Raw genomic sequence first — 18,304 nt, 5'->3', positions numbered from 1 at the left:
GACTGGCGTGGCCGGGTGACCGGCGGGGAGCAACGCAACGGCATCGACCGCCTGGGTGCCCATCACAGATGGGAGTGCCCGTGCGCTACGGGATGAATCCGCACCAGTCCGCCACTGTCACGGGAGGCCCCGCCATTCTCGGCGGTGAGCCTTCGCTGATCAACTACCTCGACGCGCTGAACGCGTACGCACTGGTGCGCGAGGCCGACGAGGCAGGCGGACTGCCCGCCGCGGCGTCGTTCAAGCACGTGTCGCCGGCTGGCGCGGCGCTCGCCGGCGCCGTCGACGATGTGGCCGTCGAGACCTGGCGCACGCCCGGCGTCGCCGCCGACAGCCTGATCTCCGCGTACGTGCGCGCCCGCGACGCCGATCCGAAGTCGTCGTTCGGCGACGTGGTGGCGCTGTCACGTCCGGTGGATGCCGCCACCGCCGACTTCCTGCGCACCGTGATCTGCGACGCCGTCATCGCTCCCGGGTACGAGGAGGGCGCGGTCGACGTGCTGCGCGCCAAGAAGGGCGGCAGGTTCCTGGTGTTCGAGGCGGGCTCCGACTGGCAGCCGCCCGCGCGCGAGCGCCGAGAGGTGCTGGGCGCGATCATCGAGCAGGACCGGGATGCCGCAGATCTGGCGGCAGCCCTCCCCGCCGGCGCCCTGGACGACGCGCACCGCCGCGACGCCCTGCTGGGCATGGCCACCGCCCGCTACACGCAGTCGAACTCCGTCGTGCTGGTGCGCGACGGTGCCGCGGTCGGTATCGGCGCGGGCCAGCAGAACCGCGTGGACTGCGTGCGTCTCGCGGGGGCCAAGGCACGCGTGTGGTGGCTGCGGCGGCATCCGTTCGTGCGCGAGCTGCCGACGCCCGACGGCATGCGGCGGCAGGACCGGCTGAACTGGCAGATCCGCTTCGCCGGCGCCGAGATGACCCGCTCGCAGCAGGTGGAGTTCGCCGGTCTCTTCGGCGACGAGGCCGCCGCGCGCTATGCCGACCCCGCCTGGCGCGAGGAGTGGGCCGCGAAGCTGGATGACGTGACGCTGGTCTCCGACGGGTTCCTGCCGTTCCGCGACAACGTCGACCACGCCGCCGAGTTCGGGGTGTCCACGATCGTGGAGCCGGGCGGCTCGACCCGTTCCGACGAGGTCGCGGCCGCGGCATCCGAGCACGGCATCACACGTGTCGAGACGGGCCTGCGCCTGTTCCACCACTGAGCGTCCGCCACTCCGTCGAGACCCCTCAGCAGCGTCGAGACCCCTCAGCAGTGTCGAGACCCCTCATCAGCGACGCGAATCATGAGGGGTTTCGGCGGGCAGGAGGGGTTTCGGCGGGCGGGTGGTTGGGGAGCGGAGCGTGATGCGTCAGCCCTGGCGGCGGACCATCTCGGCGATCCACGTGGGCGCGAACGGCGAAGTGCAGTTCGGCGGGGTCGGGTAGTCGGCCAGCACCTGCAGGCGCTCGCCGATCGCGACGGCGCGCTCGCGCAGCGCCGGGTGATGGATGCCGACGGTGGCGAGCGTCTCGTTCATGGCCCACTGCTCGCGCGACGGCGCATCCTTCAGCTCGCGCTCGATGCGATCCAACAGCGCGTCCAGGTCCAGCCCGTCCGGCTTCTTCGCCACCCGCACCGAGGTCAGCGACCATGCGGCGGCCCGGGCATCGGCATCCGCGTCATCCATCCAGCGCTCGCGCAACGACTCGGCCAGTGGCGACTTCTTGGCCATGTAGTTGACCAGCCAGTCGTGCGCCTTCGCGCTGCGGGTGGTGCGCAGCATCCGATCGATCTCGTCGGCTGACAGCTCGCGCGGCTTGGCGATCAGCAGTGCCAGCAGCTGCCCGGCCACGTCGTCCGTCTCCCACAGCGACCGCGCCAGGTCGGTCGAGAGCCCGATGTTCTTGGCCAGCCCGCGCATCTTCGACAGGTTCACGCCGTGCGCGTCGCCGTGCCGCTCGTTGACGGCGCGGGCCTTGGGGTCTTCCAGCGCTGCGAGCTCGGCGAGGGCTTCAGGGGCGGTCATCTGCGGCATCCGTCCACTGTAGAGCGGATGCCGCAGATCAGGCCATCCCGGGTAGTGTGAACGTCAACACGGACGCTCTCGAACTCGGAGAATCATGCCCTCTGCATCCCTCGCCTGGCGTGGCGGCCGGCTCTTCCGCGACGGCGCGCCGCACCGCATCCTGTCCGGCGCCGTGCACTACTTCCGCATCCACCCCGACCAGTGGGAGGACCGGCTGCGCCGCCTCGCGGCGATGGGCGCGAACACCGTCGACACCTATGTCGCCTGGAACTTCCACGAGCGCACCGAGGGTGAGATCGACTTCACCGGCTGGCGCGACGTCGCGCGCTTCATCCGCCTCGCGGGTGAGGTGGGGCTGGATGTGTACGTGCGCCCCAGTCCGTACATCTGCGCGGAGTGGTCCAACGGCGGCATCCCGTTCTGGCTGTCGGGTCGCGTGCGCGCGCTGCGCACCTCGGATGCCGCATTCCTGGCCGCCGTGGACCGCTGGTACGACGCCCTGATCCCGCAGCTCGAGCCGCTGCAGGCCGTGCACGGCGGGCCGATCCGCCTGATCCAGGTGGAGAACGAGTACGGCTCCTACGGCACCGACCAGGCCTACCTCGCGCATCTGCGCGACGGCCTGCGCAGCCGCGGGATGGTCGAGATGCTCACCACCGCCGACGGCACCACCGCCGACATGGTGCGGAACGGCAGCGTGCCCGGCGCGATGGGCACTTTCACGTTCGGCAGCGGGGTGGAGGATGCCGTGGCCCTGCGCCGCGACGATCACCACCTGATGTGCAGCGAGCTGTGGGGCGGCTGGTTCGACCACTGGGGCGAGAAGCATCACGTGCGGTCGGCCGAGAGCATGATCGGCACCGTGCAGGAGCTGCTGGATGCCGGCGGTTCGGTCAGTGTGTACATGGCGCACGGCGGCACGAACTTCGGCCTGTGGGCGGGAGCCAATCACGACGGGGTGATCCAGCCCACCATCACCTCCTACGACTCCGACGCCCCGATCGGCGAGGACGGCTCGCTGAACGAGAAGTTCCATGCACTGCGCGCGGCGTTCGCGCCGTTCCATTCCGGCGATCTGCCGGAGGTTCCGGACGACCCGGAGCACCAGCCCGCGGCATCCGCTGTGCTGACGCGGGTCGCTTCGCTGCTGGACGTCGTGCGGGCGCAGCCCGTCGTGGCGACCGCGCCGCAGCCGTTGACCTTCGAGCAGCTGGGCGCGGAGGACGGGATCGTCGCGTACGAGTCGGATGCCGTGTTCGAGCCCGACTCGATCCTGACCCTGCTCGAGCTGCGTGACCGCGCCACGGTGTTCCTCGACGATCAACGTCTGGGCACCGTCGAGCACGACGGCCCGCAGACCCTCACCCTGCCGACAGCCGGTGGCGTCGGCCGACTCACGATCATCGTCGAGAGCCTCGGACGCGTGAACTACGGGCCGCACACCGGTGGGCGCAAGGGCATCCTCGGCGGCGTGCTGATCGGCCGCCGGTTCCAGCACGGCTGGGAACACCGGATGCTGCCGCGGGATGCCGTTCCCGACGTGGGTGTCGACGACGCTTCACTTCGTCTCGCCGGCGTTCGCTCAGTGCAAGCGACGGGCTCAGCGACCCAGGAAGCAGGCTCGGCGGGGCAGGACGGTCTGGCCACGGCATCCGTCACGGTCTCCCGTCCGCTGGACGCATGGATCGCCCTTCCCGACTGCGCGCACGGCATGGTCTGGCTGAACGGCTTCCTGCTGGGCCGGTACCGGGAGCGCGGCCCGCAGGTGACCCTGTACGCGCCCGGGCCACTGTGGCGCGAGGGTGAGAACGAGATCGTCGTGCTCGACACCGACCGCCTGGGCGCCGTGGTCGAGGTCCGCGAGAGCGCGGACTACGGCGAGGTCGAGGAGTTCATCGGGTCCTGAACCCGATCAGAGGTCGGCATCCATCCCGAGCCGCAGCTGCAGATCGGCCAGCATGGCGGGGACGCCCTCGATGGGTGCGGGGCGACCCAGGTGGTAGCCCTGGGCGAGGCCCGCACCGCGGGCGACGATCGTCTCCAGCTGATGGGCATCCTCGACGCCTTCGACCAGAATCCGTGCGTCCACCTCGTGGGCGGCCGCGACGACGCCGCGGATCAGCTCGCAGGCCGGGGTGTCGTCGAATGATCGCCGGAAGAGATCCCCGTCGATCTTGACGATGTCCGGCCGCAGCTGCCGGATGCGGTCCTCGTCCGAGAAGTCCGTTCCGGCATCGTCGATCAGCAGGAAGCCCCCGAGACGATCGACCTGCTCTCGCACGGCCACGCACTCGCTCGGTGCCGAGCCCTCGAACAGCTCCAGACCCCACGAGCGCTCGGCGCGCTGCAGGACCTCGGCCAGGAACGGGTCGGTCATCGTGCCGCCCGATGCGTTCAGCGTCACGAACGACGAGACCGGGAGAGCGGATGCGGCCTCCACGGCCATCTCGATGAGGCGCAGCTCCAGATCCTCGCGCTGCCCGACCTCTTCTGCGGCGCGCAGGTGCTCCAGAGGCGAGACGCCGTCGTCGAAGCGCGCCAGCGCCTCGAAGCCGACCACGCGAGATGATCGCAGGTCAACGATGGGCTGGAAGTGCGCTGTGGCGTCCACGGTGCGTCTCATGCGGCTCCCGTGTTCGGTGGGGGTGAAGATCACGGTTCAGTGTATTCGCTGCGTGACCGGCGGAGTAGCCTTCTGTGACGACTTCCCGCCACTATCGACTTTCGTCGAAGTCGTCATCGACGTCTGTCCGGGGTGCAGGGTAATCTGACATCCAGCACGCGGAAGGGGCGCGCTGGGGAAGGGGTATTCGTCGTGGTCGAGCAGGGCATTCGGGCCGCCGACAGTCAGGAGCTGTCCTGGTTGCGGCTGGGGTGGATCCAGCGGGTGCGTCAGCGCACCTCGATCCAGTCCCTGGTGACGGCGGTCCTCTGCCTGTACTTCGCCGTGCTGGAGGGCTTCGAGCTCTTCGACCCAGACCTCGCCCGCGCAGAGGTGGCGACAGCGGCAGGGCTGATGATCGCCTGCCTGGTGCCGGTGGTGCTGGTGCTGGTGATGGGGGTGCGTCTGCCCAAATGGACCGGGCTGCTGCTGGTGGTGGCTCATGCCGTCGTGTCGGTCTATTACCTGGGCTTCTCCCACGAGCGTCAGAACGCCGTCGCGGCCATCCAGGAGCTGCCGGTCATGGCGGTCTACCTCGCCTGGTTCTTCGGCGTCCGCATCGGCCGAGCGCTGGAGCTCGTCATCGTGGCATCGGTCGCCGCAGCCATACGATTCGGCCCGTTCGGCGGCCCCAGGATCGAAGGAGTGCTGGGCACGGGGCTGTTCGGGGTGCAGAACATCGCCGGAGCAGTGCTGCTGACCTGGTTGTGCCTGGAGATCGGGTTCTTCGTGCGCCACCGCGTGCGCATCGAGGCGCACACCGATGCGCTGACCGGCGCCCTGAACCGGCGCGGCTTCACCGCGCAATTGGCCGAGGCGATGCGTCGCGCGAACCGCTCGAAGCGGCCGCTGTCGATCGCGGTGCTGGACCTGGATCGCTTCAAGGAGGTCAACGACGAGGAGGGGCATGACGCCGGCGACGCGGTGCTGAAGAGCCTCGTCGCGCAGTGGGTCTCGCTCTCGCGCGCCGGCGACCTGGTCGGCCGCCTCGGCGGCGACGAATTCATCATGATGCTGCCGGACACGCCCGCCGACGACGCCGAGCGGATGCTGGCAGGCATGCGGCAGCTCGCCGGTCACCCGTGGTCGTGGGGCGTGACCGAGATGCGCCCCGGCGAACCCATGGAGGAGGGCGTGCGTCGCGCGGATGCCGCGATGTACCGCAACAAGCGCGGAGTCTGACGGCATCCGGTCTTCCTCCTATACCCCCATAGGGTATTAGTGATACGCTGATTCACGTACCCTGCGGGGGTACTCGAACAGAGGAGAGACCATGACCACCACCGAGTTCCAGGTGACCGGGATGACCTGCGGGCACTGCGAGATGTCCGTGCGCGAAGAGGTATCGCAGATCGCCGGCGTCGAGAGCGTCGACGTGAGCGCGCAGACCGGCAGGCTGGTCATCACTTCGGCATCCGCTCTGGATTCGGACGCCGTCATCGCCGCCGTCGACGAGGCAGGCTACTCCGCGGTCGCCGCCTGATCGATTCTTCTCGAGGAGCATCGCCATGACCATCGCAGACGCGTCCCGCATCGATCTGGAGATCGGCGGCATGACCTGCGCCTCGTGCGCCATGCGCATCGAGAAGAAGCTCAACCGGCTCGACGGCGTCACCGCGACCGTCAACTACGCCACCGAGAAGGCGCAGGTCACGGTCGACGGTCCGCTGGATGCCGCGCTGCTGATCACCACGGTCGAGAACGCCGGGTACACGGCATCCGTTCCGAAGGCCGAGCCCGACCCGGTCGATTCCCGGGTCGATGAGGATCCGGAGCTGCGCTCCCTGCGGCAGCGGCTGGTCGGCGCGATCGTGCTGAGCGTGCCGGTGATCCTGCTGGCGATGATCCCCGCGCTGCAGTTCACGTACTGGCAGTGGGCCTCGCTGGCACTCGCCGCACCGGTGATCGTGTGGGCGGCCTGGCCGTTCCACCATGCGGCCTGGGTCAACCTCCGCCACGGCGCGGCCACCATGGACACCCTGATCAGCCTGGGCACCTCGGCGGCGTTCCTGTGGTCGCTGTACGCGCTGTTCCTCGGCACGGCCGGGATGCCGGGGATGACCCACGAGTTCTCTTTCGCGATCACGCGCACTGACGGCGCGGGCAGCATCTACCTCGAGGTCGCCGCCGGCGTGACCATGTTCGTGCTGGCCGGGCGGTACTTCGAGAAGCGCGCCAAGCGACAGGCGGGAGCGGCGCTGCGCGCGCTGATGGAGCTCGGTGCGAAGGACGTCGCGGTGCTGCGGGCGGGCGCCGAGGTGCGCATTCCGATCGCCGAGCTGCGCGTGGGCGACGAGTTCGTCGTGCGCCCCGGCGAGAAGATCGCCACCGACGGCGTCGTCGTCTCGGGGACCTCCGCCGTGGACCAGTCGATGATCACCGGCGAGTCCGTGCCGGTCGAGGTGGCGGCGGGGGATGCCGTGACCGGCGCCACCGTGAACGCCGGCGGTCGGCTCGTGGTGCGCGCCACTCGCGTGGGCGCCGACACGCAGCTCGCGCAGATGGCGCGCCTGGTCGAGGACGCGCAGACCGGCAAGGCCGAGGTGCAGCGCCTGGCTGACCGCATCTCGGGGATCTTCGTGCCGATCGTGATCGGCATCGCCCTGGTGACGCTGGCCGCGTGGCTGCTGCTCGGCTTCGGGCCGTCGATGGCGTTCACCGCCGCGGTCGCGGTGCTCATCATCGCCTGCCCGTGCGCGCTGGGACTGGCCACGCCCACCGCGCTGCTGGTCGGCACCGGGCGCGGCGCGCAGCTCGGCATCCTGATCAAGGGCCCGGAGGTGCTGGAGTCCACCCGCCGCGTCGACACGATCGTGCTCGACAAGACCGGAACCGTCACCGAGGGGCGGATGTCGGTCGCCTCCGTCGTGCCCGAGGCGGGGACGGATGCCGGTGAGCTGCTGCGCCTGGCCGGCGCCATCGAGCACGCCAGCGAGCACCCCATCGCCCGGGCCGTCGCTGCTGCGGCGTCACGGATCACTGACGGTGCGACCACCGGGCGGCGTGTCGATGCTGGACACGCCGTCGGCGAACCGGCCCGTCAGGAATCCGTGACAGCCCTGCCGGCCGTGGAGTCGTTCCAGAACCACGAGGGCCGCGGTGTCACGGGCGTCGTCGAGGGGCACGCCATGGTCGTGGGGCGGCTGTCGCTCCTGGAGGAGTGGTCGCTGCATCCGTCGGCCGAGCTGCTGCAGGCGAAGGCGGACGCCGAGTCCGCCGGCCAGACGGTCGTGCTGGTCGCCTGGGGCGGCGAAGCCCGCGGCCTGATCGTCGTGGCTGACGAGGTCAAGGCCACCAGTGCCGAGGCCGTCGCGCGGCTGAAGGCGCTCGGACTCACTCCTGTGCTCCTCACCGGCGACAACCAGCAGGCCGCGCGGCACATCGCCGCGCAGGTCGGGATCGACCGCGTGATCGCCGAAGTGCTGCCCGCAGAGAAGGTCGCCGTGGTCTCGCAGCTGCAGGGCGAGGGCCGCGTCGTCGCGATGGTCGGCGACGGCGTCAACGACGCTCCCGCGCTCGCGCAGGCCGACCTCGGCATGGCCATGGGCACCGGCACGGATGTCGCGATCGAAGCATCCGACATCACTCTCGTGCGCGGCGATCTGCGGGCGGCAGCCGATGCCATCCGCCTCTCGCGCAGCACGCTCGGCACGATCAAGGGCAACCTGTTCTGGGCGTTCGCGTACAACACCGCCGCGATCCCGCTGGCCGCGCTCGGCCTGCTGAACCCCATGCTCGCGGGGGCCGCCATGGCGTTCTCGAGCGTGTTCGTCGTCGGCAACAGCCTGCGTCTGCGCACCTTCCGCTGACGTGCGACGTGACGCGCACGTGCGCGCCCCAGTCGTCGTCGACAGCACGGGACCTCGCCGAGTGCACCGGAAGTTCGCGCGAACAACCCGTGCGCTCGGCAACATCCCGTGCACCCGGCGCGCGCCACTGCCGGACAGTCTCGGGAATACCCCATGCGGGTATGTGGGTTGGAGCTATCATGGGCCGGTTCAGCCGGCTCCGGATACCGAGGAGGCCCGATGGACCCGCACGACCACACCGAGCATGTTCACGAAGCGCGCACGATGGACGCGCATTCCTCATCGCACGAGGGGATGCCTGAGGGGGATGCCCAACACGTCGGCCACCCCGCTCACGCCGGCCACGAGGCCCACGGATCCGATGCCGGCAACGAGGCACACGCGGACCACGCGGGCCACGGCGACCACGCCGGCCACGCCGGCCACGGCGACCACGCCGGACAGTTCCGGCGGCTGTTCTGGATCAACCTGCTGATCGCGATCCCCGTCGTCGCGTTCAGCGGCATGTTCGCGATGATCCTCGGCTACACGGTCCCCGCGTGGGCGACCTGGGTCGCCCCGGTCCTCGGCACGGTCATGTACGTGTGGGGCGGTCGCCCGTTCCTCACCGGCGCTGTCTCCGAGCTCAGATCCCGCCGCCCGGGCATGATGCTGCTGATCGGCCTGGCCATCACGGTGGCGTTCCTGGCATCGTGGGGCGCGACCCTGGGCATCCTGCACCACGAACTCGAGTTCTGGTGGGAGCTGGCGCTGCTGATCGTGATCATGCTGCTCGGCCACTGGCTGGAGATGCGCTCGCTCGCACAGACGACCTCCGCGCTGGACTCGCTCGCGGCCCTGCTGCCCGATGAGGCCGAACTGGTGGACGGCACCGTGGTCAGCCCGGCTGACCTGAAGACAGGCGATGTCGTGCTGGTTCGCCCGGGTGGCAGCATCCCCGCCGACGGCGTGATCGTCGACGGTCGCGCCGACCTCGACGAGTCCATGTTGACTGGGGAGTCCCGCACGGTGAGCCGCACCGCCGGCGACCACGTGACCGCAGGCACGGTCGCGACCGACTCCGGTCTGCGTGTAGAGGTGACCGCCACCGGCGACGACACGGCGCTGGCCGGCATCCGCAGGCTCGTCGCCGACGCGCAGGCGTCCAGCTCCCGCGCGCAGCGCATCGCCGATCGTGCGGCCGCCTGGCTGTTCTGGTTCGCTCTGGGTGCCGCCGCCATCACCGCGATCGTCTGGACGCTGGTCGGGATGCCGGATGAGGCCGTCGTGCGCACCATCACCGTGCTCGTGATCGCCTGCCCGCACGCTCTGGGCCTGGCCATTCCGCTGGTGGTCTCCATCGCGACCGAGCGCGCGGCCCGCGCCGGCGTGCTCGTGAAGGACCGGCTGGCGCTGGAGACCATGCGTGACATCGACGCCGTGCTGTTCGACAAGACCGGCACGCTCACCAGGGGCGAGCCCACCGTCACCGGCATCGCGCCGGTGCCCGGCTGGGATGCCGACGACGTGCTGGCGCTGGCCGCCGCCGCGGAGGCCGACAGCGAGCATCCGCTGGCCACGGCGATCGTGCGCGCGGCCCTTCGTTCCCCACGCACCACTCCAGCCGTCGCTTCGCGCCGCCCGGAGTCTCCGGGGCGTGTGGGTCCGGCTCAGGGACCCCGCACACAGCTGACCGCGACCGGCTTCTCCTCCTCGCCCGCTGTCGGCGTGACCGCCACCGTCGACGGGCACGAGATCCGCGTCGGCGGGCCGTACATGCTCGCCGAGATCGGCGCCGACGAGGTGCCGGATGCCGCGCACTGGCGCGCTGAGGGCGCGATCATCCTGCATGTCGTGCGCGACGGGCGGGTGATCGGCGGGCTGAGGCTCGCCGACGAGATCCGCCCTGAATCCCGCGAGGCCGTCGAGGCTCTGCAGCGCCGGGGCGTCGAGGTGGTCATGATCACGGGGGATGCCGAAGCCGTCGCGCACGCGGTGGCCGGTGAACTGGGCATCCAGCGGGTGTTCGCCGGCGTGCGGCCCGAGGACAAGTCCGCCAAGGTCGCCGAGCTGCAGCACGAGGGCAAGAAGGTCGCGATGGTCGGCGACGGCGTGAACGACGCCCCGGCGCTCGCGCAGGCCGACGTCGGCATCGCGATCGGGGCGGGCACCGACGTCGCGATCGCCTCGGCAGGTGTCATCCTGGCCTCCGACGATCCGCGCTCCGTGGTCTCCGTGATCGACCTGTCGCAGGCCGGCTACCGCAAGATGAAGCAGAACCTGTGGTGGGCGGCCGGCTACAACCTCATCTCGGTGCCGCTGGCGGCCGGCGTGCTGGCGCCCGTCGGGTTCGTGCTGCCGATGTCGGTCGGCGCCGTGCTGATGAGCCTGTCGACCATCGTCGTGGCGCTCAACGCCCAGGTGCTGCGCCGCCTGGACCTCCGCCCCGGTCGCTGACCCTCCCGACCTCCCCCTTCCCGTCGACAGCACGGGACCTCGCCTAGTGCACGGGACATTCACGCGAACAACCCGTGCGCTCGGCGAGGTGTCGTGCACTCGGCGAGGTGTCGTGCGCCGACGTCAGCGCCGGCCGGGCCACTCGTCGGCCAGCAGCGCGTAGTTCAGGCCGTCCATCCACTCGCCCGAACGGTGCAGCGCCGTCTGCCGGCTCTCCTCCTCGCGGCGCATGCCGAGCCGCTCCATCAGTCGCCACGACGGCTCGTTGGCCGCGAAGCACCCGGCATGCACGCGGCGCAGTCCGAGCGCCCCGAAGCACAGGTCGATCATGGCCCCGACGGCCTCGGTCGCGTAGCCCCGCCCCGCGTACGCCGGGGCGAGCACCCAGCCCAGCTCCGCCTGCACGCCCCGGGCGGCGCGCGCTGCCTCGGCCTGCGCCCAGCCGTCCTCGATCTTCAGCATGAGATCGCCGATGATGCTCGTGCCCGCGGCATCCGGCAGCTCGATCACGAGCGTGATCGCGCGACGCTTCGGATCGGAGTACGTCTCATCGAACGCCTCTCGGGTGGCGGGTGCACGGCCCAGCCAGCGGTTCACCTCCGGTAGCCGACGGAAGGCCCAGACGGCCCCGAGATCGGCATCCTCCAGCGGACGGATCACCAGCCGCTCGGTGCGGATCGGCCAAGGGAGCTCGTGCAGTTCGACCATCTCGTCAGCGTAGTGCCGGGCCTCGCCGCGCACCGAGCGATCCGAGCGCGGTCCGAGAGCGGCGGCCGGCACGGCCGAGACGAGCGGATGCCGGACGCTGCTCAGCCCTGGTCCGGCGGGCCCGCCGGTCGCTGCGCGCGGCGCCCGCTCGGCGGCGTGCCGTACAGCACCACCGGGCGGCCGGAGCGCTGCTGACCCGGCAGTGGGCGCGACCTTCGGCCGTAGATGAGCTCGGAGGAGTCCAGCAGCCACGGCACCAGGGTGATGGTCACGCCGTGCACCATCATCAGCTGCGCGGCGATACGGCGGGAGCGCCGGTTGTGCAGCAGCGACTCCCACCAGTGCCCCACGATGTACTGCGGCAGGTACACGGTGATCACGCTCGGACCATGCTTCTCGCGATACTGGCGGATGAAGTGCTCCACCGGCTGCGCGAACGTGCGGTACGGGGAGTCGACGATGACCAGCGGCACGGGGATGTTGTGCTGCTGCCACTGACGCTGAAGCTCCTTGCCGTCCTCGGGGGTGAGGGCGATGTGCAGGGCGATGGTCTTGTCGTGCTGGGCGGCGATGGCGTAGTCCAGCGCCTTGATGACGGGCTTCTGCAGCCTGCTCACCAGCACGATGGCCACGTCGCCGCTGGAGCCGAAGTGCGTGGTGTCGTCGATCGAGATCTCGTGCTCCACGTCGCGGTAGTAGCGCTTCACGCCCAGCATCAGCACGGCCAGCACCGGGATGGCGAAGAACACCATCCACGCGCCGTGCGTGAACTTCGTGATCGTCACGATCACGAGCACGGTCACGGTCATGATCGCGCCCATCATGTTGATCACCAGGCCGGTGACGGCGCCGCGTCGTTCATCGGCCACCTCGCTGAGCGGACGCGCGTGCGTCTCGTGCAGCACGCGCTTCCAATGCCGCACCATGCCGATCTGGCCCAGCGAGAACGACACGAAGACGCCGATGATGTACAGCTGGATGAGGTTGGTGAGGTTCGCCTGGAACACCACCAGCACCACCACTGCGGCGAGGCCCAGCACGATCATGCCGTTGGAGAACACCAGCCGGTCGCCCCGGGTGTTCAGCGCCTTCGGGGCGTAGCCCTCGCGCGCCAGCACCGAACCCAGCAGCGGGAAGCCGTTGAACGCCGTGTTGGCGGCCAGCAGCAGCACGCAGGCGGTGGCCGCCTGGATGATGAAGAACGCGATGCTGCCCGCACCGAACGTGGCGGATGCCACCTGCGCCATCAGGCTCTGCTGCGGGGTGCCGCAGGTGTAGCCGACCAGCTGGCAGGGATCCTCGGCGTACTTGACGCCCGAGATCAGCGCGACGGCGGTGAGCCCTGCGAACAGCAGGGCGGCGATCGAGCCCATCATCGCCAGGGTCGTCTTGGCGTTGCGGATCTTCGGCACGCGGAACGCCGGCACGCCGTTGGAGACGGCTTCCACGCCGGTCAGGGCCGAGCATCCGCTGGAGAAGGCCCGCAGGATCAACAGCACGATGGCTGCCTGGCTGAGGCTCTCCGCATGCATCGTGTAGGCGGCGCTGGCAGCCACCGGCGCATCGCCCAGCACGGTGCGCACCAGCGCCGTGACGATCATCACGCCCACCGATCCGATGAACACGTAGGTGGGGATGGCGAAGACTGCGGATGCCTCGCGCACGCCTCGCAGGTTGACGATGACGATCAGGGCGACGAATCCGACAGCCATCTCCACGCGCCAGTTGTTGAGCACGGGCACGGCGGAGATGATGTTGTCCACGCCCGAGGCGATGGACACCGACACCGTGAGGATGTAGTCCACGAGCAGGGCGGCGGCCACGATCACCGATGGCACCTCGCCGAGGTTCTTCTGCGTCACCTCGAAGTCGCCGCCACCGGAGGGGTAGGCCTTGATGATCTGCCGATAGCTGAGCACCACCACGATCAGCAGCAGCACCACGGCCGCAGCGACCAGCGGGCTCAGCGTCATCAGCGCGGTTCCGCCGATGAGCATGATCATCAGCATTTCCTGCGGCCCGTAGGCCACCGAGCTCAGCGCGTCGGATGCGAAGATCGGCAGCGCCATGCGCTTGGGGAGCAGCTGATCGTTGACCTGTTCGGTCGTCAGCGGTTCGCCGAGGAGGATGCGTTTGGCGAGCTGCGGGGCATCCCCCGGCTCGCGGCCATCGTGTGCCACGACCGGCGACATTACGCCTGCCGTGACGGGCGTGCAACACGGCGGACCCGGTGGCGGCATCTGCACCGCGCTGCCGGTAGACGCAGCGCTCGCGAGGCGCCCCAGCATCCGCTGCTTCCAGCGCATTCCGAACGCGACGGCGTAACGTCATCGGCATGAGCACGGTCCCCGTCGACGACGCCGCGATCGCCCAGGCGAAGCAGCTCCGCGACCAGTTCCAGCGGTTCCTGCGCGAGTACGAGTTCGGCATGCGCGAGGTCGAGACGAAGATCTCGATCCTGCGCGACGAGTTCACCCACCTGCACGCCTACAATCCCATCGAGCACGTCTCCAGTCGGCTCAAGTCACCCGATGGGATCGTCGAGAAGGTCGCGCGCAAGGGAATCGAGCCGGACTTCGAGACCATCCGCGGCGAGATCACCGACATCGCCGGCGTGCGAGTGACCTGCAGCTTCGTCAGCGACGTGTACCGGCTGTTCGAGCTGTTCACCCGGCAGGATGACATCACCGTCCGCATCGTGAAGGACTACATCGCCCAGCCCAAGCCCAACGGTTACCGCAGTCTGCACGTCATCGTCGAGGTGCCGGTGTTCCTGTCCACCGGTCCGATCCAGGTGCCCGTCGAGGTGCAGTTCCGCACCATCGCAATGGACTTCTGGGCGAGTCTGGAGCACAAGATCCACTACAAGTTCGACGGCCGCGTGCCCGCGCACCTGGTGCAGCGCCTCACCGACGCGGCCGAGACCGCGGGCGAGCTGGACCTGCAGATGGAGCGGCTGCACCGCGAGGCCCTCCAGATCAACCACCGGGTGCTGGAGGCATAGGCGCTCAGACCGTCGCGCGCCAGAGGGAACCGATGGGCAGTGCCCAGAGCCGGTCGCCGAATCGCAGGGATCTGTGTCCCGTGTAGAGGACCACGCCGGCAACGAACGCCGCACCGAGCGAGTCGCGCAGGAACTCGAGGCCGCGGAAGTGCCGTGCGGTGATAGAGCTGGTGGCCTTCACTTCGACGCCGACGACCTCACGCCGAGGATTCTCCAGCACCAGGTCGACTTCGCGTCCGCCGCTGTCGCGGAAGTGATGGAGACGGGTGTCGATAGCGGACCATGTCCGTTGCTTCGCGATCTCTGAGGTGACGAACCCCTCGACCAGCCCGCCGGTGAGCGCTCCGGCAATGTCACGTTCGAGGCCATCGATGTCGGCCCCGCTGAGCGCGGCGGCCAGCCCCGGATCGGCGATGCTCACCTTGGGTTTCGAGATGACGCGCCTGCTGAGGTTGGCACCCCACGCGGGAAGCTCCCGCACAAGGAAGACATCGCGCAATGCGCGGAGGTAGGCGGGGACGCTGCGGGGCGGGATGTCGAGCTGACGCGCAACATGGGCGGCGACAAACTCGGTGGCGTTCTCCGCAGCGATCAGCTGGAGCAGAGGACGGAGACGATCCGGATGCTGGATGCCGGACACTTCCGCCGCGTCTTTCGACAGTACGCGCTCTGAGTAGTTGTTCAGCCATCGAACCTGCTGGCGGGACGTCAGATCACGGATCTCGGGGAACGTGCTGCGCGAGCTCAGTTCGAGGTAGTCGCGACGGGAGATATCCGGGACATCCCGAAGGACGGCCCCGTTCGGCAGATTCCAGGCATAGTGGGCGAAGTCCTCGGTCGTGCCTTCGATCTCGCCGCGGCTCAGACCGTCGAGGGCAACTGTCTGAGCGCGACCTGCGAGGCTCTCCTGACCGCCACGAATGGTGAGCAGATCGGCAGATCCTGTGAGGATGAAGCGCCCGGGAGTCCGATTCAGATCAGTCGCGTGTTTCACAGCGATGAGTAGCTTCGGAACGCGCTGGATCTCATCGATCGCAAGGGTGCCTGATGGATGCTGCTGCGCGAATCCGTCAGGGTCGCGTTCGGCGGCGGCCCGGTCCACGGCGGAATCGAGCGACACGATGCGCGCGTCCCGGTTGCTTGCGAGTTGCTGCATGAGGGTGCTCTTGCCGACCTGTCTTGCGCCGGAGAGCACGGTGATCGGCGATGTCGCCATGATCTCCGCGGCCAGCGCGGCAGCATTGCGACGCAACAGTGACATGCGGTGAATTTAGCACAACTCTGCCGTTCTGCAGGCCTGCCGTTGCCGTTTTACAAGCCTCTCGTTGCCGTTCTGCAGACCTACCGTCGCCGTTCTGCAGGCACTGCGGGTGTCTCTGTTCAGGCCAGGAACTCCCGGGCCGCGGTCACCAGCGCCTTCACGCCGACCTCGATGGTGGGGTGGATGAGCGGGGCGAAGAACGGCGAGTGATTGGTGGGGATGTCCTCCTCGACGGTGCCCTTCGCCATCGCCGCACCGAACGCCGCCGGGTCGGCGCCGCCCCAGAACCAGAACACCAGCGGCACGCCGGCATCCCGGGCGAACCACGACACGTCCTCGCTGCCGGTGAGCAGCCCCGGGTCGAGCACGGCCTGCTCGCCGAAGCCCGCCTGGAACGCAGCAGTGACCCGGGCTGCGGCATCCGCATCGTTGATGGTTGCCGGAAGCGTGTGCAGGGTGTCGATATCAGGCTCGCGCTCGGCGCCGGATGCCGCGGATTCCGCGCGCACGACGCGCTCCACCTTCTTCAGCACCTTCTCGCGCACTTCGTCGTTCGGGTAGCGCAGGCTCAGCTGCAGCGTGGCATCGGCGGGGATGATGTTGTTCTTCGTTCCGGCGTGCACGGAGCCCACCGTCACCACCACGGGAAGTGCCGGGTCGGTCTCGCGCGAGACCACGGTCTGCAGGCGCATGATCGTCGAGGCGGCCATCACGATCGGGTCGATCGTCGACTCCGGGCGGGAGCCATGCCCGCCGCGGCCGTGCAGCACCACTTTCAGACCATCGGATGCTGACATCTGCGGGCCCGGGCGCAGCCCCACCGTGCCTGCAGGCAGCGGTCCTACGTGCTGGCCCAGCACGACATCCGGCCGGGGGAAGCGGTCCAGTGCGCCGTCGTCGAGCATGGCGCGGGCGCCGGCTCCCAGCTCCTCAGCGGGCTGGATGACGATGACCGCGGTGCCCGACCACTCCGCGCGCTGGGCGACGAGCTGTTCGACGGCTCCGATCATGGCGGTCACGTGCATGTCGTGCCCGCAGGCGTGCATGATACCGACGTGCTCGCCGTCGGGATCCGTCCCGGTGGCCGTGGACGCATAGGGCAGCCCGGTCTCCTCGGTCACCGGCAGCGCATCCATGTCGGCGCGCAGCCACACGGTGGGGCCGTTGCCGTTGCGCAGCACTGCCACGATGCCGGTGGTGCCGACGCCCTCGGCCACCTCCAGGCCCAGATCGCGCAGGTGCCTGGCGGCGATCCCGGCCGTGCGGGTCTCTTGGAAGGACAGCTCGGGGTTGCGATGCAGGTCGATGTACAGCGACTCGAGATCGATGCTCATGAGGCGAGCATAGAGCGGACGGATGCCGGGATGTCAGCCGATCCCCGTGATCGGCGCCGTCACGGAACTGCGGGATCACGGGCTCACCGGATGGTATGACGGGAAGTCGGATGCGGCGCGGCCATGGCTGAGAGGGACCCGTCGCCCGATCGGCGAGTTTCTCGCAGGCGCGCGTGATACGGTGGCGTGTCCTCCACTCTGGAGGTCGTGGTGAATCTCTCTCACCCCGGCGATCCTCACCATCGCCCGAATGTCCACGTCGCGCGCCGATCCCCGGCATTGCGACTCCATCGTCCGTCTCCGACCGGGGATGAGAATCGTGTCCGCCGACATCCGGTGCGACGCACACGGCCGTATCGACGGCCGCGACAACAGGAAGAAGTAGACACATGGCCACGGGCACTGTGAAATGGTTCAACTCGGAGAAGGGCTTCGGCTTCATCGCCCCTGACGACGGCTCTGCCGATCTCTTCGCCCACTTCTCGGCGGTCGCCGCGTCGGGCTTCCGGGAGCTCACAGAGAATCAGAAGGTGGAATTCGACGCCGAGCGCGGCCCCAAGGGCATGCAGGCGATGAACATCCGCCCGCTCTGATCGAAGCGACGCAGAACCGGCCCGGACCATCGAGTCCGGGCCGGTTCCGTGTCTCCGGTGCTGTCCGGCATCCCGTGGCCGGGTGTGGGTGCCGGGCGGAGGCCGCGCTCTGCGAGGATGGATCGGTGGCGAGAGACGACACGCGGTCCGGCGGCTTCGCAGCACTGCTGTGGCTCTCCGTCGCGAACTTCTCCATGGGCATCGACGGCTACGTCCTCACGGGACTGCTACCGCAGATCGCGGGCGATCTGCGTGTCGACGAAGCGGCGGCGGGGCAGCTGATGAGCGTCTTCGCGCTGACAAGCGCGGTCGCAGGCCCTCTGCTCGGAGCGCTCACCGGCAGGTTCGAGCGCAAGCGCACGATCGCCGTCGCGCTGGCGGTGTTCGCGATCGGCAACCTGGTCGTCGCCGTGGCGCCGAGGTACGGGTGGGCCATGAGCGGGCGGGTGATCTCGGCTGACGCTCTCCCTGGTCGTGCACCTGCTGCT

The 18,304-nt window shown here is 69.3% G+C and carries 14 protein-coding genes and 1 pseudogene; 9 read left to right on the top strand and 6 right to left on the bottom strand.

Annotation, left to right across the window (positions count from 1 at the left end; genetic code table 11):
* Window positions 1-80: 80 nt before the first annotated feature.
* A complete protein-coding gene (locus tag Q0568_RS05240) occupies window positions 81-1,205 on the top strand; it encodes a hypothetical protein (protein WP_298863330.1) in 1,125 nt (374 codons plus the stop codon).
* 147 nt (window positions 1,206-1,352) lie between these two features.
* Here the strand turns inward: Q0568_RS05240 and Q0568_RS05235 are convergent, their stop codons facing one another.
* Window positions 1,353-2,018: a DNA alkylation repair protein gene (locus Q0568_RS05235; RefSeq protein WP_298863327.1), complete on the bottom strand. Its 666-nt coding sequence runs from the start codon at window positions 2,016-2,018 to the stop codon at window positions 1,353-1,355.
* A gap of 85 nt (window positions 2,019-2,103) precedes the next feature.
* Here Q0568_RS05235 and Q0568_RS05230 point away from each other — a divergent pair, with 85 nt between their 5' ends.
* Entirely contained in the window at window positions 2,104-3,915 is a 1,812-nt protein-coding gene (locus Q0568_RS05230; protein ID WP_298863324.1) for a beta-galactosidase, read from the top strand.
* A gap of 6 nt (window positions 3,916-3,921) precedes the next feature.
* On the opposite strand, the gene Q0568_RS05225 is transcribed toward Q0568_RS05230, so the two are convergent.
* Window positions 3,922-4,632, bottom strand: coding sequence for an EAL domain-containing protein (locus Q0568_RS05225; protein ID WP_298863321.1), 711 nt, complete (start codon window positions 4,630-4,632; stop codon window positions 3,922-3,924).
* A gap of 192 nt (window positions 4,633-4,824) precedes the next feature.
* On the opposite strand from Q0568_RS05225, the gene Q0568_RS05220 reads away from it, so the two are divergent.
* The 4 genes from Q0568_RS05220 to Q0568_RS05205 all read left to right on the top strand — a co-directional run bounded on the left by Q0568_RS05220 (window position 4,825) and on the right by Q0568_RS05205 (window position 10,916).
* Entirely contained in the window at window positions 4,825-5,853 is a 1,029-nt protein-coding gene (locus Q0568_RS05220) for a GGDEF domain-containing protein (protein WP_298863318.1), read from the top strand.
* 91 nt (window positions 5,854-5,944) lie between these two features.
* A complete protein-coding gene (locus tag Q0568_RS05215; RefSeq protein WP_298863315.1) occupies window positions 5,945-6,154 on the top strand; it encodes a heavy-metal-associated domain-containing protein in 210 nt (69 codons plus the stop codon).
* Window positions 6,155-6,179: 25 nt separating this feature from the next.
* Window positions 6,180-8,480 (top strand): cation-translocating P-type ATPase, encoded by a 2,301-nt coding sequence (locus Q0568_RS05210; protein ID WP_298863311.1) that lies wholly within the window; start codon window positions 6,180-6,182, stop codon window positions 8,478-8,480.
* Between the two features lie 294 nt (window positions 8,481-8,774).
* On the top strand, window positions 8,775-10,916 hold the full coding sequence (locus Q0568_RS05205; protein ID WP_298864132.1) for a heavy metal translocating P-type ATPase: 2,142 nt from the start codon (window positions 8,775-8,777) through the stop codon (window positions 10,914-10,916).
* A 123-nt stretch (window positions 10,917-11,039) separates the two neighbouring features.
* Here the strand turns inward: Q0568_RS05205 and Q0568_RS05200 are convergent, their stop codons facing one another.
* Both Q0568_RS05200 and Q0568_RS05195 read right to left on the bottom strand, forming a co-directional pair.
* Window positions 11,040-11,624 (bottom strand): GNAT family protein, encoded by a 585-nt coding sequence (locus tag Q0568_RS05200; protein ID WP_298863308.1) that lies wholly within the window; start codon window positions 11,622-11,624, stop codon window positions 11,040-11,042.
* Window positions 11,625-11,725: 101 nt separating this feature from the next.
* Window positions 11,726-13,816: an APC family permease gene (locus tag Q0568_RS05195; protein WP_298863305.1), complete on the bottom strand. Its 2,091-nt coding sequence runs from the start codon at window positions 13,814-13,816 to the stop codon at window positions 11,726-11,728.
* Between the two features lie 143 nt (window positions 13,817-13,959).
* Here Q0568_RS05195 and Q0568_RS05190 point away from each other — a divergent pair, with 143 nt between their 5' ends.
* Window positions 13,960-14,628, top strand: coding sequence for a GTP pyrophosphokinase family protein (locus Q0568_RS05190; RefSeq protein ID WP_298863303.1), 669 nt, complete (start codon window positions 13,960-13,962; stop codon window positions 14,626-14,628).
* A gap of 4 nt (window positions 14,629-14,632) precedes the next feature.
* On the opposite strand, the gene Q0568_RS05185 is transcribed toward Q0568_RS05190, so the two are convergent.
* Both Q0568_RS05185 and Q0568_RS05180 read right to left on the bottom strand, forming a co-directional pair.
* Window positions 14,633-15,889, bottom strand: coding sequence for an ATP-binding protein (locus tag Q0568_RS05185; RefSeq protein WP_298863301.1), 1,257 nt, complete (start codon window positions 15,887-15,889; stop codon window positions 14,633-14,635).
* Window positions 15,890-16,008: 119 nt separating this feature from the next.
* Window positions 16,009-17,223, bottom strand: a complete 1,215-nt coding sequence (locus Q0568_RS05180) for an amidohydrolase (protein ID WP_298863299.1) — start codon at window positions 17,221-17,223, stop codon at window positions 16,009-16,011.
* A 389-nt stretch (window positions 17,224-17,612) separates the two neighbouring features.
* On the opposite strand from Q0568_RS05180, the gene Q0568_RS05175 reads away from it, so the two are divergent.
* Both Q0568_RS05175 and Q0568_RS05170 read left to right on the top strand, forming a co-directional pair.
* Entirely contained in the window at window positions 17,613-17,816 is a 204-nt protein-coding gene (locus Q0568_RS05175) for a cold-shock protein (protein WP_298863297.1), read from the top strand.
* Window positions 17,817-17,890: 74 nt separating this feature from the next.
* A pseudogene (locus Q0568_RS05170) lies at window positions 17,891-18,262 on the top strand (MFS transporter); the annotation flags it as partial.
* Window positions 18,263-18,304 lie beyond the last annotated feature (42 nt).

The sequence above is a fragment of the uncultured Microbacterium sp. genome (genome assembly GCF_937927635.1).
GTDB lineage: Bacteria > Actinomycetota > Actinomycetes > Actinomycetales > Microbacteriaceae > Microbacterium.
This window is presented reverse-complemented; position numbering and strand designations above follow the sequence as displayed.

Bases quoted from the DNA above. Each gene is read 5' to 3' on its own strand.
- Q0568_RS05180 (WP_298863299.1), bottom strand. From the start codon at position 17,223: ATGAGCATCGATCTCGAGTCGCTGTACATCGACCTGCATCGCAACCCC.
- Q0568_RS05195 (WP_298863305.1), bottom strand. From the start codon at position 13,816: ATGTCGCCGGTCGTGGCACACGATGGCCGCGAGCCGGGGGATGCCCCG.
- Q0568_RS05215 (WP_298863315.1), top strand. From the start codon at position 5,945: ATGACCACCACCGAGTTCCAGGTGACCGGGATGACCTGCGGGCACTGC.
- Q0568_RS05210 (WP_298863311.1), top strand. From the start codon at position 6,180: ATGACCATCGCAGACGCGTCCCGCATCGATCTGGAGATCGGCGGCATG.
- Q0568_RS05190 (WP_298863303.1), top strand. From the start codon at position 13,960: ATGAGCACGGTCCCCGTCGACGACGCCGCGATCGCCCAGGCGAAGCAG.
- Q0568_RS05185 (WP_298863301.1), bottom strand. From the start codon at position 15,889: ATGTCACTGTTGCGTCGCAATGCTGCCGCGCTGGCCGCGGAGATCATG.
- Q0568_RS05175 (WP_298863297.1), top strand. From the start codon at position 17,613: ATGGCCACGGGCACTGTGAAATGGTTCAACTCGGAGAAGGGCTTCGGC.
- Q0568_RS05225 (WP_298863321.1), bottom strand. From the start codon at position 4,632: ATGAGACGCACCGTGGACGCCACAGCGCACTTCCAGCCCATCGTTGAC.
- Q0568_RS05230 (WP_298863324.1), top strand. From the start codon at position 2,104: ATGCCCTCTGCATCCCTCGCCTGGCGTGGCGGCCGGCTCTTCCGCGAC.
- Q0568_RS05200 (WP_298863308.1), bottom strand. From the start codon at position 11,624: ATGGTCGAACTGCACGAGCTCCCTTGGCCGATCCGCACCGAGCGGCTG.
- Q0568_RS05235 (WP_298863327.1), bottom strand. From the start codon at position 2,018: ATGCCGCAGATGACCGCCCCTGAAGCCCTCGCCGAGCTCGCAGCGCTG.
- Q0568_RS05205 (WP_298864132.1), top strand. From the start codon at position 8,775: ATGCCTGAGGGGGATGCCCAACACGTCGGCCACCCCGCTCACGCCGGC.